Source organism: Trichocoleus sp. FACHB-262, from assembly GCF_014696035.1.
Taxonomy (GTDB): domain Bacteria; phylum Cyanobacteriota; class Cyanobacteriia; order FACHB-46; family FACHB-46; genus Trichocoleus.
The window spans coordinates 63,257-78,209 of sequence record NZ_JACJPK010000085.1; the positions used below are offsets into that span (position 1 = coordinate 63,257).

Here is a 14,953-nt window from a genome sequence, read left to right on the forward strand (position 1 = left end):
GTGGGAGAAATCTTGTGTGTGAGGTATTAATAGTGATTGCACCAGTTCCGATAAAGTTGCTGGCCTTATATTAATTTTTTAACGACTTGGGACTGGGATGGTCCGGTTATTTTGAGCCTCATTTTCACTTAAAGTGCCCTAAATATATCAGTCAAGCCCGCAAAACTTAACCGCATTTCGGCTCTAAAGCAAATAAAATAGTGCAAGAGTACTATCAGTCAGCCTGAGGTAAATGGCACAGTTGACTTAAACTTCACTTAATAACTTAACCTCCGCTAGATATTGGGAGTGATGGGGTTAACTTATTGGTGCGAACACTAGATATGCGGTAATCTAATCTCCATCCGTCTGTGGTTGAGAAGCCCATGTCTTTCGTTGGCCTGCATATTCACAGTGACTACAGCTTGCTCGACGGAGCCAGCCAGTTGCCCGCCCTCATCGATCGCGCCTTGGAACTCGGTATGCCCGCGATCGCGCTGACGGATCACGGAGTCATGTATGGGGCGATCGAATTAATCAAAGTTTGCCGTGGCAAAAATATTAAGCCAATTATCGGCAACGAAATGTATGTAATCAACGGCGACATCGAGAAGCAAGAGCGCCGTCCTCGCTATCACCAAGTTGTACTGGCTAAAAACACCCAGGGCTACAAGAATCTCGTAAAGCTCACCACAATCTCTCACCTAAAGGGTGTGCAGGGTAAAGGCATTTTTTCTCGCCCTTGCATTAACAAAGACTTATTGCAGCAATACCACGAAGGGCTAATTGTCACGAGTGCTTGCCTGGGCGGTGAAGTGCCGCAAGCCATTATGCAAGGTAAACCAGAAGTCGCGCGTCGAGTGGCTCAGTGGTACAAAGATCTGTTTGGAGAGGATTATTATCTCGAAATTCAAGATCACGGTTCTACCGAGGACCGCATCGTTAATGTTGAAATTATTAAAATTGCTCGCGAGTTAGACATCAAAATTGTCGCCACTAACGACTCACACTTTATTTCTTGCTTTGATGTCGAAGCCCATGATGCGCTGTTATGTATTCAAACTGGCAAGCTAATTGCTGAGGATAAACGGCTGCGCTATAGCGGAACTGAGTATCTAAAATCAGCAGATGAAATGCGGCAACTCTTCCAAGATCATTTGCCTGATGAAGTGATTGAAGAGGCGATCGCGACCACCCTAGAAGTTGCTGAAAAAGTAGAACCTTACGACATCTTAGGCAAAGATCCTTTACCCAATTATCCTGTTCCCGAAGGTCACACTCCTGATACTTATCTGGAATATGTAACTTGGGAAGGTCTACTCCAGCGATTAAGCTGTCAATCCCGTCAAGAAATACCTCCTACCTATCGCGAGCGGTTGGAGTATGAGCTAAAAATGCTCCAGCAAATGGGATTTCCTAACTACTTTTTAGTTGTTTGGGACTACATTAAATACGCCAGAGATAGTGGCATTCCAGTGGGACCAGGCCGTGGTTCAGCCGCAGGTTCTCTAGTCGCCTACGCTCTAAAAATTACTAATATTGATCCGGTTCATCATGGCTTACTATTTGAGCGATTTTTGAATCCAGAACGGAAGTCAATGCCTGATATTGATACCGATTTTTGCATTGAAAAACGTGACCAAATGCTGGAATATGTCACCCGCAAATATGGTGAAGATCGAGTAGCGCAAATTATTACTTTCAACCGCATGACCTCAAAAGCGGTGTTAAAAGATGTAGCCAGAGTGTTGGATATTCCCTACGGTGAATCCGATCGCATGGCGAAATTGATTCCGGTGGCAAGGGGTAAGCCTGCCAAGCTCAAGGTCATGATTTCGGACGGCACTCCCGCCCCAGAATTCAAAGAAAAATATGATGGGAATCAAACCATTCCCAACACTTCAGTTACTTATCGCCGCTGGATTGATATGGCAATCCGGATTGAGGGCACGAACAAAACCTTTGGGGTTCATGCTGCTGGAGTCGTGATCTCAGCACAACCTCTAGATGAAATTGTGCCCTTACAGCGCAACAATGATGGCTCTGTAATTACTCAATATTTTATGGAGGACATCGAGAATATTGGCCTCCTAAAAATGGATTTTCTGGGTCTTAGAAACTTGACGATGATTCAGAAAACGGTTGACTTAATTGAGCAAACGCATGGTCAAAAAGTTGATCCAGATGAAATTCCTATTGATGATCCCAAAGCTTTTGCTCTACTCGCTAAAGGTGAACTAGAAGGTATTTTTCAACTAGAGTCTTCTGGCATGCGCCAGGTCGTACGTGACCTCAAACCTTCTAATCTAGAAGATATTTCATCAATTCTGGCTCTTTACCGTCCGGGGCCTTTGGATGCAGGTCTAATTCCTAAGTTTATTAACCGCAAACATGGCCGAGAACAAATCGATTATGCTCATCAAATTTTAGAGCCTATTCTCAAAGAAACTTACGGCATCATGGTCTATCAAGAGCAAATTATGAAAATTGCTCAAGATATGGGTGGCTATTCACTGGGTCAAGCCGATTTGCTACGCCGAGCCATGGGTAAAAAGAAGGTATCTGAGATGCAAAAGCATCAAGAAATCTTTGTGGACGGCTCAACTAAAAGTGGTGTGAAATCCAAAATTGCCGAAGAACTCTTCAATCAAATGGTGCTCTTCGCAGAATATTGCTTTAATAAATCCCATTCCACAGCTTATGGGTATGTAACCTACCAAACTGCTTATTTAAAGGCGAATTATCCAGTCGAATATATGGCAGCGTTATTGACTGCTAATAGTGGCGACCAGGATAAAGTTCAAAAATACCTCAGTACTTGCTTGAGTATGGGGATCGAAGTAGAGCCACCAGACATCAATCGATCGCTCGTGGACTTTACCCCGCTTAAAACCAGTATTTTGTTCGGTTTGTCAGCAGTGCGTAACGTCGGACAAGGTGCGATCGAGTGTATTTTGGCCGCTCGGGATGAAGGAGGTTCTTTCAAGTCGCTGGCAGATTTGTGCGATCGCGTGGATTCTCGCTCAGTGAACCGCCGAGCGTTAGAAGCTTTAATTCAGTGCGGGGCGATGGATGCTTTTGACCCTAACTCCAACCGCAACCAGCTAATTCAAGATTTGGAGCTAGTGACTGACTGGGCGCAATCACGGGCGAAGGATCGAGCGATCGGGCAGGGTAACTTGTTCGATCTATTTGGTGGAGCAACGGCTGAAAGCCCTGATACAACTGCTACTAATTTTGAATCTGCTCCTAAAGCGCCGCCCGTAGAAGATTTTCCTCAACAAGAAAAGCTACGGCTAGAGAAAGAATTGCTCGGTTTCTACATCTCCGACCATCCCCTGAAATCGGTGCAGCAATCCGCTAAAATCTTGGCCCCGATCAATATTTGTGACTTGGGCGATCAGCGTGACGATGTTACCATTAGCGCCATCATCATGCTGTCCAGTGTCAAGCCTGTCGTCACCAAAAAAGGCGATCGCATGGCAATTGTGCAAATTGAAGACTTAACTGGGCAAGCGGAAGCTGTTGTCTTTCCGAAATCTTTTGAGCGGATCGGCGCCTACATTATCCCTGACGCGCGGTTAATGATTTGGGGCAAAGTCGATCGCCGCGATGACCGCAACCAGTTCATTATTGATGATGCTGAACCTGTGGAAGAAGTACGAATGTTGATGGTGGAACTCGATCCCCAGCGAGCCAGCAATATTGAAGACCAACACCGCTTGCGGACAGTCCTCCTAGAGCATCGAGGCGAAGAAGAGAGAGCCAAAATTTCTGTAGTGGCCGTTATTTCAGCACCGAATCGCCGCCAATTTGTCCGTCTAGGAGCGCAGTTCCGCGTTCAAGATTATCAAGCTGCTGTGAATGCCTTGGCCCAGGCTGGATTTCAAGCTAGAGCATCGGCTTTGGTGAATGCGTAACATTGTGGTTTGGGGCTATGCTGGCGCTGGAAATAATCGTGATTAATGTCAGGCATAATTCGGGTAGTCGTACTAAGCTCAGAAGTAGTGCTACCTGAAAAATTCTTTGGAAGACCAGCATCCGAACTCCCCCAATTCCGAGTTAACAGCAGGTCTCAACAAATTGGTTGAGGCTGTGGTTAAATCCGCGATCGCCGCCCACAAAAGTCAAAACTTAGAAGACGCCTTGGCTATTCGAGATGAATTACAGCGTTTGCCGAGAACCTGGATGACTGAAGTCATCAATGGCGTGATGCTGGAATTAGTCCGAATCGACCCCATTTTGTGCCGCTGGTTCGTTCTAGATGTGTTTCTTTACGATGCTGACCCCGAAGGTAAAGCAGATGTAGCGGAGCGCATCAATCTAATGCTGGCTGACCTCAAAGCCAAGGATTCTTAACAAGCACTGGTTTAAGGCTGTTTAGGTGGGAACCAACCAGGACAAAATTCATCATAACTTGTTGCTTACCTCATGGTTATTTAGTAATTGATGGGCACTCTAAGTAAGGCTGTAGAAATCATTAAATCTGTACAGCGGATTCAGGGACCTCGGTAGGATGAGCGGTATTAAACCAGCAACCCTCTACTTCAGAAGTGTTCCCTAACTGAACTACTTTGTGAGGAGAGCCCGTGATGTCAGAAAAACTTTTGCTAGCTGTTACCATTACCTTCTCCCTAAACTTATTTTTAGGCGGTAACTGGTCCCCAGGTTCCCAAGCTTTGGAAACGGCCCAAACCCCGGTTGGTTCCAGTCAACTTGCCAATAACTCAGAAGCTCAAGCTTTCTTTACCAATCTCATCAAACCTCCTGCCCTATAGCCCTTCACGCCTTTGGGGTTGATAGAACTTGTTTGAGGTTGAAACAATCTGGCAATCCTCAAAGTACTATTGAAATGTTGTTAATGAAAACCATGTGCAAGATGCAGGATTATCAGCTCTAGATATCAAGGATGGGCCTCCACTCAGCGGCTTAATCTCAATTCTTAGAGCTAAAACTAACTGAGACGAATCCTGGGAACTCTCTGAATCTAGCGGCGTCAAACCAAACAGGAATGTTATAGACCCAGATTCCACCCATGAGTCACTCTCTTCCTGTATCCTGGTCCACGGTTGAGGCAAATGCTCCTCAAGTGCCAGTGCAACCCGAAAAACTCTCAAATTACGATTTGATTTTGCAATGTCAAGAAGGGCTACGGCCCGATCGCTCGGCATTTGCTGAATTAATGCGGCGCTACCAGTCCCATGTAGAACGGGTCTTGTATCATCTTGCTCCTGATTGGCAGGATCGCTCAGATCTGGCTCAAGAAGTTTGGATTCGGGTTTACCGCAATGTCAAACGCTTAAACGATCCAGTGAAGTTCCGGGGCTGGCTGAGCCGTATTGCCACCAACTTGTTCTATGACGAACTGCGGAAGCGCAAGCGAGTATCAGAGCCTCTATCGCTGGATGCGCCGCGAGCGATGGATGACGGAGAAATGGATTGGGAGATTGCTTCCGCTGATCCAGGCCCCGAAGAGCACTTGACGACCCGCGAGTTTTACGACCAACTTCGTGAGGCGATCGCTGACTTACCTGAAGTTTTCCGCACCACCATCGTGTTGCGCGAAATTGAAGGCATGGCCTATGAAGAAATTGCCGAGATTACGGGCGTTTCTCTGGGTACTGTAAAGTCAAGAATTGCTAGAGCAAGGCAGCGCTTGCAGTTTCAATTGCAAAACTATTTGGATGGTCAGTAACATCAACCGTAAGAGATACGGTTAGGGTCTCTGACTTAGGAACAGTGTCAGCTCCAAATTGTTCTTCTATGATTGGTCTATTAGACTCAATGGTCTGTAAATTTTAGTGTGTTTTCCTGGCGTGACCTGGTAGTGATGTAAAGATGATGTCTGATTTTGAGTCCCGTAACAGCTCTAAACCAACGTCCCCTGAAGATGGTTTCACTGGACAGATTGATAACCCCCATCAACCTACGGGTGCCCGTTCTATGCTCCAACGCGATCGCTTCGAATTATTGAGTGCTTACCTGGATGGTGAAGTCACTGCCGCAGAACGTAAGCAAGTCGAAGAATGGCTAGCAACAGACCCCGTTGTTAAGCGTTTGTACACCCGCTTGCTGGAACTCCGCCAAGGCTTGCAGGCGATGCCCGTACCTGCGGCAAGTCAATCGGTTGACCAAACCGTTGATGCCGTGTTCAAGCGAGTTAATCGTCGGCCTAAGCAACTTCTGCTTTGGGGTGGCGCAGCGGTTGCAGCTTTATTTGTAGGTGCGGTTTCCGGATTTCTTCCCGGCAACAACTCTTTCAGCCCCCAGTTTGCCCAGTCTCCTATTGAAGGCTCAGGTGCAGCTCAGAATGCACAACTGCCTAGCTCGGCGCAGCCCGTTAATTCTGATGCTTTGATGATTGCTCTAGACCAGCCAGTGGTGGAAATTCCCAAGGCTCCGGTTTCTCTACCAGCGGATGCAGTCGAAGATATTCATAACGACTCCAACGATAATATTCGCTAGATATTTGCTAGCGAACTATGAGTGGCTAGACGGGCTTTAGCGATCGCGGGCCTCAATTTTTCAGGCAACGAAACCAGGTCACAAAAGAGGTAAAACAGGGGTGGAAGCTGTTTTACCTCTTTCGTTTTGTCAATGTTTTCTCAACCGGGTCGTGCTTGTGCCAGCCAAATCCCATTGGGGATTAGGACGCCTCGGAGTTGTTGAATGTGATGGAGGTGCATGAGGTAAGCCCAAGCCCTGCCTAATGGTTGCCCCTCTGAGTCAAAAACCGTAATCACTTCTCGTTGATATTCGTTTTGCTCAGGCGATCGCCCTGGGACAAAATCTTCTAAAGCATCTAAGCGAGACAAGATGGCTGCGTCCTGGAAACTGACCAAAAATCCGTGCACCGTTTGAGTTCCCCAAGTCATGGCTGGGTAGCCCAACGGCAAAGCAAATAGCTGACCACGAGCGATCGCGGGTGTTGCCGTCACAACTTTGCCTGCACAGTAGCGTTGGTAATTCACCTCGCCTGGCTTCAGGGTGCCGTAGACAAAGACTTTCAAGAAATCCATTTGCAATGTAATAGACCAGTGCCGAGCATTTAGAATAGGTAGGCAAACCAGATGACTGAAATTTAGCAGGAGTTCCGTTCGTGGAGTCCCGGTATACCCCCAAAGCAATTGAGGACAAGTGGCAGCAAACTTGGGCTGAGCTAGGCTTAGACCAGACCTCTACAGATCCTAACAAGCCCAAATTCTACGCGCTGTCCATGTTTCCCTATCCTTCGGGTAATCTGCACATGGGGCATGTGCGGGTGTATACCATTGCCGATGTGATTGCGCGGCTGAAGAAAATGCAGGGCTACCGAGTGTTGCATCCGATGGGTTGGGATGCGTTTGGTTTGCCTGCTGAAAACGCAGCGATCGATCGCGGGATTCAACCTGCGGAGTGGACTTACAAAAACGTGGCTCAAATGCAGAAGCAGTTGCAGAAGCTGGGCACCTGTTTCGACTGGAGTCGAGAAGTCACGACCTGCTCTCCAGACTACTACCGCTGGACCCAGTGGATTTTCTTACAGTTTTACCAAGCTGGCTTGGCCTATCAGAAAGAGTCAGCAGTGAACTGGGACCCAGTTGACCAAACTGTGTTGGCGAACGAACAGGTAGACAATGAAGGTCGTTCCTGGCGATCGGGGGCACAGGTAGAGCGGAAGCTGCTGAAGCAGTGGTTCCTCAAGATCACCGATTATGCCGAGCAACTGCTCTCTGACTTGGACAAGCTCAAGGGCTGGCCAGAGCGAGTCAAGCTGATGCAAGTCAACTGGATTGGCAAATCGGTCGGCGCTTATTTGGAATTCCCCATTGTGGGATCTGACGAAAAAATTGGGGTGTTTACCACTCGCCCGGATACGGTTTATGGCGTGACTTATGTGGTGCTTGCACCAGAGCATCCCCTCACGGCTCGCGTCACGACGAGCGATCGCAAAGAAGCAGTGGAAGCGTTCGCCAAAGAAGTGGCGGGTCAGAGTGAATTGGAGCGAACCGCAGAGGACAAACCGAAGCGGGGTATTCCGACCGGAGGCAAAGCGATTAATCCGTTCACCGGGGAGGAAGTGCCAATCCTGATTGCCGACTATGTGCTGTATGAGTATGGCACTGGGGCAGTCATGGGGGTACCCGCTCATGATGTACGTGACTTCAAGTTCGCCACGGAAAAGAACTTGCCGATCAAGACGGTGATTGTGCCCGAAGGCGGCGATGCCAGTGCGCCTCTAGAAGCTGCCTATACTGAGCCAGGAGTCATGGTCAACTCTGGTGAGTTTGATGGCACGCCATCGACCCAAGGCAAGGAGGCGATCGTCAAATTTGCCGAAGCGCAAGGGTTTGGTAAAGCGCGGGTGCAGTATCGCTTGCGAGATTGGTTGATTTCCCGTCAACGCTACTGGGGTGCTCCGATTCCGATCATTCATTGCCCCAATTGTGGCGCGGTGCCTGTGCCTGACCAAGATCTCCCGGTGCAGTTGCCAGAAAATATCGCGTTCTCCGGTCGGGGGCCATCTCCTTTGGCTCAGTTGGAAGATTGGGTGAATGTGCCCTGTCCCAGTTGTGGCACCGCAGCTAAGCGCGAGACAGACACGATGGATACCTTTATTGATTCATCGTGGTACTTCCTCCGTTACCCAGATGCTAACAACGATCAGCAAGCCTTTGACCCTGCCATCACCAATGACTGGATGGCAGTCGATCAATATGTGGGTGGGATTGAGCACGCGATTCTGCACTTGCTCTACTCCCGCTTCTTTACCAAGGTGTTGCGCGATCGCGGTCTCCTCAATTTTGATGAACCCTTTGAGCGCTTGTTGACCCAGGGGATGGTGCAAGGTCTGACCTACAAGAATCCCACCACGGGTAAATATGTCACACCTAACTTGGTGAATGCAGCCGATCCCAAAGATCCCGAAACTGGAGAAGCACTGGAGGTCTTCTACGAGAAGATGTCTAAGTCGAAGTACAACGGGGTTGATCCAGAGGCGGTATTGGCTAAGTACGGCGCAGACACAGCCCGGATGTTTATCCTTTTCAAGGCTCCTCCAGAGAAAGACTTGGAGTGGGATGACGCCGATGTAGAAGGTCAATTCCGCTTCTTGGGTCGGGTGTGGCGCTTGGTGAGTGAGTTTGCCGAGAAGGATGGCGATCGCACCAAGAAAGCCAATCTCGCTGAACTAAGCAAGCCAGAGAAGGATCTCCGCCGCGCTATCCACACAGCAATCCAAGCAGTGACAGAAGACTTTGAAGGAGAATATCAGTTCAACACAGCGGTGTCTGAGTTGATGAAGCTGAGTAACGCCCTCACCGATGCCTCCTGCAAAGAGTTGCCGATCTATGTGGAAGGGATTCAGACGTTGCTCTTGCTGTTAGCTCCGTTGGCTCCACATATTGCCGATGAGCTATGGCAGCGGATCGGACATACCGAGTCGATTCATTTGCAAACTTGGCCTAAAGCTGACTCTGCGGCTTTGGTAGCAGATGAAATCACGATCGTAATTCAGATCTTGGGTAAAACTCGTGGCAGTATCCAGGTGCCTGCGGGAGCTGACAAAGCAGCGCAAGAGCAATATGCTCGCGAGTCGGAGCTGGCTCAGCGCTACATCGAAGGCAAGGAGATCAAGAAGGTGATCGTCGTGCCTGGTAAGTTGGTCAACTTCGTTGTGGCATAGAACATAGTAGGGGTTTGGTAATACTGAACCCCTTATTAAGGGCTCTCCTTGGATTGTGGAAATCACAATAAAATAATGGAGTAGTCGATCGCTCAGGCGGATTTCTCATGGCTACCAACCTTGACGCTGGTTGGGACTTATCAGTAGCCGATCGCAATGGTCAACTCGCCCTTGTGGTTGAAGTGAAGCGTAAAATTAATGCGTTGACAGAGTGGGCAGCGGGACTGCGGCACAATATTCTCGCACACGGTACTTTTCCTAAGGCTCCGTATTTTTTGATGGTCTTTCCCGATAGGTTTTATCTATGGACTAACGCCAAGGCTCATCTAGATCAGAGCGAACCTACTTATACCATTGATACCCGTCCGATTCTACAACCCTACTTTCAGCAGGCAGAGGTGACGGCTAATCAGATTAGTGGGCAAAGCCTGGAGTTGATTGTCGCATCCTGGCTGGGAGAGATCATGTACTCTGAACAGCCCCCTGAAAATCAATCTCAGCGCTGGTTAATTGATTCAGGACTATACGCTGCTTTGGCTGATGGAAGGTTTGAGCATGAGATTGCAGCATGAAGTAGAAGTATGCCTAAGCGAGTTTTTGGTCATATTCCAGAGTATCCAGTTGGCAGTTGGTTTGAGTCTAGAGCATCATTAGCAGCAGCAGGACTGCACCGTCCTCTAGTAGCGGGAATTAGTGGAACTGAAGCGGAAGGGGCAAACTCAATAGTCCTGTCAGGAGGCTATGAAGATGACGAAGACTGCGGCGATGAGATCGTTTATACAGGTCATGGTGGACGAGACCAAGACACTGGCAAGCAGGTTGCTCATCAGAAGTTAAACCGTGGCAATTTAGCACTGGCAAAAAGTAAGCTGAAAGGATTACCAGTTCGAGTGATTCGTGGTTCAGCACATAAATCTGACGATTCTCCTTCTACGGGTTATCGATATGATGGGCTTTATCAGGTAGAAATTATTGGCAAGAAAAGGGTAGAGCAGGATATTACATTTGGCGTTACCGTTTAGTAAAAATTCTTGAAAATGAAGTTTGCACCTCCTCAAAAGTTACAGAAGATGGAGCATTTTACTCAATACCGTGTCGCAAAGAAACAACTATTCTGAGAATTGTTCGAGATACCAAGCAAGCACAAAAAATTAAAGAGTTATATGATTACTGCTGCCAAGTTTGTTGTATTCGTCTTGAAGGAACGGCAGGTCCCTACGCGGAAGCAGCCCATATTAGACCACTAGGCATTCCTCATAATGGCTCAGACTCAATAGACAATCTTCTCTGCCTTTGTCCTAATCATCATGTACTGTTTGACTATGGTGCATTTTCAGTAGCGAATGATTTATCTTTACTAGGAATAGAAGGTGTTCTCACAGTATTAGCTCAACACAAGATTAATGTGGGTAATTTGCATTATCACAGAGAACATTATTTTCTTAAGCAAGGTGAGCTGTGAAAAAGTTGAGGGAATCAGCGATCGCCCCTACTTCTCTTCACTAACGAGCGATCGCCTAGATGAACTTATAATTCGAAGCTTTGGAGGTAATACTGCAATGACCATTAAGGCTATCGATCTACCAATGGAAAAAATTGCTGAGTTTTGCGATCGCTGGCAAGTAATTGAGTTTGCTCTGTTTGGTTCTGTCCTGCGCGATGACTTTCGTCCTGAGAGCGATATTGACGTAATGGTACAGTTTCATCCAGAGGCGCACCCCACATTCAGCACCTTAGACCAGATGGAAACGGAGTTAAAAACTATCTTTCACCGAGACATTGACTTGATCACCCGTCAGGGTATTAAAACTAGCCGCAACTACTTGCGTCGCCAAGCAATCCTCTCTTCCGCCCAGGTGGTCTATGCAACGGGATCTTCAATTCCTGCTTGATATGCTGCAATCCGCAGAACTCATCATGGCCTACACTGCTCAGTCCACAAAAGATGAGTTCTTGGCAAATGTGCAGTTGCAAGATTCGGTGATACGGCGATTATTAGTAATTGCTGAAGCCGCAAAACGGGTTTCAGAAACAACTCGTCAGACTTTGCCAACTATTGCATGGCAAGAGATCAATGGAATGCGGAATCGATTAGTGCATGAATACGACGACGTAGATCTCAACATCGTTTGGAATGCTGTGCAAAATGAGATACCACCTCTGATCGAAGAGTTGAAAGCCAAGGTTCCTCCTGAAAATTAAAGTAAGAGAAACAGCGTTGGCGATCGCCCATGTTTCTTCTCACTAAGGAGCAGCGAGGCCGTCTACTTTTTTTGCCACATTTAGCTTTGAACTCGTTTAAAGATTGCTAAAGCAGAAGTGAGGCAAGCCAATGCAACTAATAAAGTGCGGCGATCGCTTGGATAAATCAGCAACTTGAAGCGTTGGGGGCCAGAAGCTCAACCCACATTCAGCTCCCTAAACCAAATGGAAGCAAGATGAGTTTCTCCTCAATTCACACAAGAATTAGGAAGATGAAACGAGGTCTAGCAAAGTTTATGAATAGCCCACGTCAACCAAATCAGCCATTTACCTTATTTGCAGGTATGGTTACAGTCTCTTCTACCGCTGTTGCGCTTCTAGCTCTTTGGCTTGTGCCGCAGTTTCAAAGCATTGCGATTGGCATGTCAATTCCCCTGATAACGCAATTCGTTTTCTATAGTTATCGCTGGATTTGGTTGGGGGCTGTCCTCAGTGGCGTGGTTTGGTTCCTGGCTTATCGCCGCTGGATTTCCTGGGGTTGGGCCTGGGGTGTCCTGAGTAGTATTGAGCTTTGCACCGTTGCTTATGCAGTTTTGGCCCTCTTAGCACTGCATTCTTTGATGTTTAACATGTTGGAGAAGGTCGGGCAATAACAACCAACGCAATCTCGAACATATTCTCTCTACTTTTTCTTACCAAATTTGGCTTTGAGGTCGTTGAGCGTGGCGGGTTGGGGTTTCGTGCGATCGCCCTGCTTTTCACCCTGCTTTTCGCCTTGCTGTTTGCCTTCATTCCCCTTACTGGGCTTACTGGTGGGCCTAGGAGCTTCTTGTCCAGAGCGCATGGTTAGGCTGATGCGCTTGAGGGCTTCGTTGACCTCCAGCACTCGTACCTTCACTACCTGACCCACTTTCACAATCTGTTTGGGGTCGCTGACAAAGCGATCGGCGAGTTGGGAGATGTGGACTAAGCCATCTTGATGCACTCCGATGTCAACAAAGGCTCCGAAGTTCGCCACATTGGTGACTACACCTTCCAATTCCATTCCCACTTGCAAGTCAGAGATCTCTTTCACCCCTTCTCTAAAGGTGGCGTATTGGAACTCAGCGCGAGGATCACGGCCTGGTTTTTCTAACTCACTGATAATGTCGCGTAGCGTCGGTTCTCCCACCGTCTCAGTTACATATTTTTTCAGACTGGTAGAGTTTACCCGTTCTGCAACTTGAGTGATCTGGGTGAGAGGTACTTGCAAATCCTTGGCGATCGCTTCTACGACTTTGTAACTCTCTGGGTGAACGGCGGTGTTGTCCAGTGGATTCTCGCCGTCTCGAATGCGTAAAAAGCCTGCGGCCTGCTCGAAAGCTTTAGGGCCGAGCTTTGGCACTTTCAGGAGTAAACGGCGGTTCTTGAAGGCACCGTTTTGGTTACGGTAGGCGACGATGTTGTTAGCGATTGTGGGAGTAATGCCCGAAACAAAGGTCAGCAGTTCCTTAGAAGCGGTGTTGAGGTCTACGCCTACATAGTTAACGCAACTCTCTACGGTTTCGTCTAGCTTCTTCTTCAGCAGCTTTTGGTCTACGTCATGTTGGTACTGCCCCACCCCAATCGATTTAGGGTCAATCTTTACCAGTTCTGCTAAGGGATCTTGCAAGCGCCGCCCAATGCTGATCGCGCCTCGCACGGTGATATCTAAGTTGGGGAATTCTGCGATCGCTACCTCACTGGCGGAATAGATCGAAGCACCCGACTCGTTCACCATCACCTTGACTGGTTTGCGGTCTAAGGTTGCTAGCACTTCTGTGACGAACTCACCCGTTTCTCGTCCAGCGGTGCCATTGCCGATCGCAATTAACTCAACTTGATATTCCTCAATTAGTCGCTTGAGGGTGGCAGCGGCTTGAGCGCGTTGAGCGACTGCTTGGTGGGGAAAGATGGCTTGATAGGCAAGAAACTGGGCAGTCTGGTCAAGGACAGCCACTTTGCATCCGGTGCGGAAACCAGGGTCGATCGCCAAGGTGGGTTTCATGCCAGCGGGACTGGAGAGGAGCAATTCCCGGAGATTAGTTTCAAAGGTTTTGATCGATTCCATATCTGCGTAGGCTTTGCGATCGCCCCGTACCTCACTGATTAAAGAGGTTTTCATCAAGCGATTAAACGCATCTTTGATCATGGTGCGGTAGAAGTCGCGTACTGTTGGAGTTTTGGTGCGGATTGTCTGTGACTCCAAATAGGAGAGCACTGCTGTTTCATCGAAGGTGAGGTCAAAGTCTAAAATCCCTTCTGCCTCGCCGCGATAGAGCGCTAAGAGATTATGGGGAGCGATCGCTTTAGCTTTGGCTTGGAAGTTGCGGTACATCTCGAACTTAGTGGTACCTTCTACCTGATCTGACTTCATTTTGGAGACAAAGACTCCGGTCTCCATTAGGTAATCCCGCAAATAGGCTCTTAGCTCGGCTTGCTCGGCGATGCCTTCTGCCAAAATATCCGAGGCACCTTGGAGAGCATCTTCAACCGTCTTCACTCCCTGTTCCTCAGAGAGATATTTGCTGGCTTCTGTCTCTAAGGCAGCAGGAGCCGCACTAGGGCGGTTCAAGGTTTGAATAAACTCAGCTAGCGGTTGTAGTCCCTTTTCCCTGGCAATGGTGGCTCTAGTGCGGCGCTTGGGCTTGTAGGGCAGGTAAAGGTCTTCTAATTCGTTTTTCTGAAGGCAAGGAACAATCTTAGCTTGCAGTTCCTCGGTTAGCTTTCCCTGAGCCGCGATCGCCTCTAAGATGGCAGCTTTGCGCTCTTCCAACTCGCTGAGGTAAGTGTAACGATCGAAGAGATCTCGCAGTTGCACCTCATTCATTTCCTCGGTGCGCTCTTTGCGGTAGCGGGCAATGAAGGGAACGGTAGCTCCTTCAGCAAAGAGTTCTAAGGCGCTTTTAACCTGGTGGGGTCTGAGGTCTAGCTCTTCAGCCAGAATTTGAGGAATGTTCAGCATCGCGATCGCAAGAGTCCAGTGGGAACGTCAGGGTTAACTGTTTTAGCAGTTTTGATCATCTTATCTCCACCTGCATGACTCAGCCAAAATTACTGGCTTAATTAATCTGTACTGGAGGCGATCGA

At 48.2% G+C, this 14,953-nt stretch carries 14 protein-coding genes; 12 read left to right on the forward strand and 2 right to left on the reverse strand.

The features are described from left to right. The first annotated feature begins 365 nt into the window (after positions 1 to 365). From H6F68_RS16965 to H6F68_RS16985, 5 genes are all read left to right on the forward strand, one after another. Entirely contained in the window at positions 366 to 3,899 is a 3,534-nt protein-coding gene (locus H6F68_RS16965) for a DNA polymerase III subunit alpha (RefSeq protein WP_190560801.1), read from the forward strand. A 106-nt stretch (positions 3,900 to 4,005) separates the two neighbouring features. Further along, positions 4,006 to 4,338, forward strand: a complete 333-nt coding sequence (locus H6F68_RS16970) for a hypothetical protein (protein WP_190439616.1) — start codon at positions 4,006 to 4,008, stop codon at positions 4,336 to 4,338. A 233-nt stretch (positions 4,339 to 4,571) separates the two neighbouring features. Beyond that, positions 4,572 to 4,757: a hypothetical protein gene (locus H6F68_RS16975; RefSeq protein WP_190560803.1), complete on the forward strand. Its 186-nt coding sequence runs from the start codon at positions 4,572 to 4,574 to the stop codon at positions 4,755 to 4,757. A 257-nt stretch (positions 4,758 to 5,014) separates the two neighbouring features. Beyond that, entirely contained in the window at positions 5,015 to 5,674 is a 660-nt protein-coding gene (locus tag H6F68_RS16980) for a sigma-70 family RNA polymerase sigma factor (protein ID WP_190439613.1), read from the forward strand. Positions 5,675 to 5,817: 143 nt separating this feature from the next. Beyond that, positions 5,818 to 6,444 carry an anti-sigma factor gene (locus H6F68_RS16985; RefSeq protein WP_242017025.1) on the forward strand — a complete coding sequence of 209 codons (627 nt, stop codon included), beginning with the start codon at positions 5,818 to 5,820 and terminating at the stop codon, positions 6,442 to 6,444. 140 nt (positions 6,445 to 6,584) lie between these two features. Here H6F68_RS16985 and H6F68_RS16990 read toward each other — a convergent pair whose 3' ends face one another. After that, a complete protein-coding gene (locus tag H6F68_RS16990; protein ID WP_190560805.1) occupies positions 6,585 to 6,998 on the reverse strand; it encodes a gamma-glutamylcyclotransferase in 414 nt (137 codons plus the stop codon). A gap of 80 nt (positions 6,999 to 7,078) precedes the next feature. On the opposite strand from H6F68_RS16990, the gene leuS reads away from it, so the two are divergent. The 7 genes from leuS (at position 7,079) to H6F68_RS17020 (ending at position 12,498) form a co-directional block, all read left to right on the forward strand. Next, complete coding sequence (leuS, locus tag H6F68_RS16995) at positions 7,079 to 9,643, forward strand: leucine--tRNA ligase (RefSeq protein ID WP_190560807.1); 2,565 nt, start codon at positions 7,079 to 7,081, stop codon at positions 9,641 to 9,643. Between the two features lie 107 nt (positions 9,644 to 9,750). Next, entirely contained in the window at positions 9,751 to 10,215 is a 465-nt protein-coding gene (locus H6F68_RS17000; RefSeq protein WP_190560809.1) for a hypothetical protein, read from the forward strand. A 9-nt stretch (positions 10,216 to 10,224) separates the two neighbouring features. Further along, a complete protein-coding gene (locus tag H6F68_RS28520; protein ID WP_199300137.1) occupies positions 10,225 to 10,665 on the forward strand; it encodes a YDG/SRA domain-containing protein in 441 nt (146 codons plus the stop codon). Positions 10,666 to 10,793: 128 nt separating this feature from the next. Further along, positions 10,794 to 11,105 carry an HNH endonuclease gene (locus tag H6F68_RS29825; RefSeq protein ID WP_399314353.1) on the forward strand — a complete coding sequence of 104 codons (312 nt, stop codon included), beginning with the start codon at positions 10,794 to 10,796 and terminating at the stop codon, positions 11,103 to 11,105. Positions 11,106 to 11,202: 97 nt separating this feature from the next. Beyond that, complete coding sequence (locus tag H6F68_RS17010) at positions 11,203 to 11,535, forward strand: nucleotidyltransferase family protein (protein WP_190560811.1); 333 nt, start codon at positions 11,203 to 11,205, stop codon at positions 11,533 to 11,535. Further along, the gene (locus H6F68_RS17015) at positions 11,507 to 11,845 is read left to right on the forward strand and encodes a DUF86 domain-containing protein (protein WP_190560813.1); all 339 of its coding nucleotides are present in this window, start codon (positions 11,507 to 11,509) and stop codon (positions 11,843 to 11,845) included. The genes H6F68_RS17010 and H6F68_RS17015 overlap by 29 nt, the downstream gene beginning before the upstream one ends. Before the next feature lie 296 nt (positions 11,846 to 12,141). Further along, positions 12,142 to 12,498 carry a hypothetical protein gene (locus H6F68_RS17020; protein WP_190560815.1) on the forward strand — a complete coding sequence of 119 codons (357 nt, stop codon included), beginning with the start codon at positions 12,142 to 12,144 and terminating at the stop codon, positions 12,496 to 12,498. Between the two features lie 29 nt (positions 12,499 to 12,527). Here H6F68_RS17020 and H6F68_RS17025 read toward each other — a convergent pair whose 3' ends face one another. Further along, a complete protein-coding gene (locus H6F68_RS17025) occupies positions 12,528 to 14,828 on the reverse strand; it encodes a Tex family protein (protein ID WP_190560817.1) in 2,301 nt (766 codons plus the stop codon). Positions 14,829 to 14,953 lie beyond the last annotated feature (125 nt).

Bases quoted from the DNA above. Each gene is read 5' to 3' on its own strand.
- H6F68_RS16985 (WP_242017025.1), top strand. From the start codon at position 5,818: ATGATGTCTGATTTTGAGTCCCGTAACAGCTCTAAACCAACGTCCCCT.
- H6F68_RS17015 (WP_190560813.1), top strand. From the start codon at position 11,507: ATGCAACGGGATCTTCAATTCCTGCTTGATATGCTGCAATCCGCAGAA.
- H6F68_RS28520 (WP_199300137.1), top strand. From the start codon at position 10,225: ATGCCTAAGCGAGTTTTTGGTCATATTCCAGAGTATCCAGTTGGCAGT.
- H6F68_RS16980 (WP_190439613.1), top strand. From the start codon at position 5,015: ATGAGTCACTCTCTTCCTGTATCCTGGTCCACGGTTGAGGCAAATGCT.
- H6F68_RS17000 (WP_190560809.1), top strand. From the start codon at position 9,751: ATGGCTACCAACCTTGACGCTGGTTGGGACTTATCAGTAGCCGATCGC.
- H6F68_RS16990 (WP_190560805.1), bottom strand. From the start codon at position 6,998: ATGGATTTCTTGAAAGTCTTTGTCTACGGCACCCTGAAGCCAGGCGAG.
- H6F68_RS16975 (WP_190560803.1), top strand. From the start codon at position 4,572: ATGTCAGAAAAACTTTTGCTAGCTGTTACCATTACCTTCTCCCTAAAC.
- H6F68_RS17010 (WP_190560811.1), top strand. From the start codon at position 11,203: ATGACCATTAAGGCTATCGATCTACCAATGGAAAAAATTGCTGAGTTT.
- H6F68_RS17020 (WP_190560815.1), top strand. From the start codon at position 12,142: ATGAATAGCCCACGTCAACCAAATCAGCCATTTACCTTATTTGCAGGT.
- H6F68_RS16965 (WP_190560801.1), top strand. From the start codon at position 366: ATGTCTTTCGTTGGCCTGCATATTCACAGTGACTACAGCTTGCTCGAC.
- H6F68_RS17025 (WP_190560817.1), bottom strand. From the start codon at position 14,828: ATGCTGAACATTCCTCAAATTCTGGCTGAAGAGCTAGACCTCAGACCC.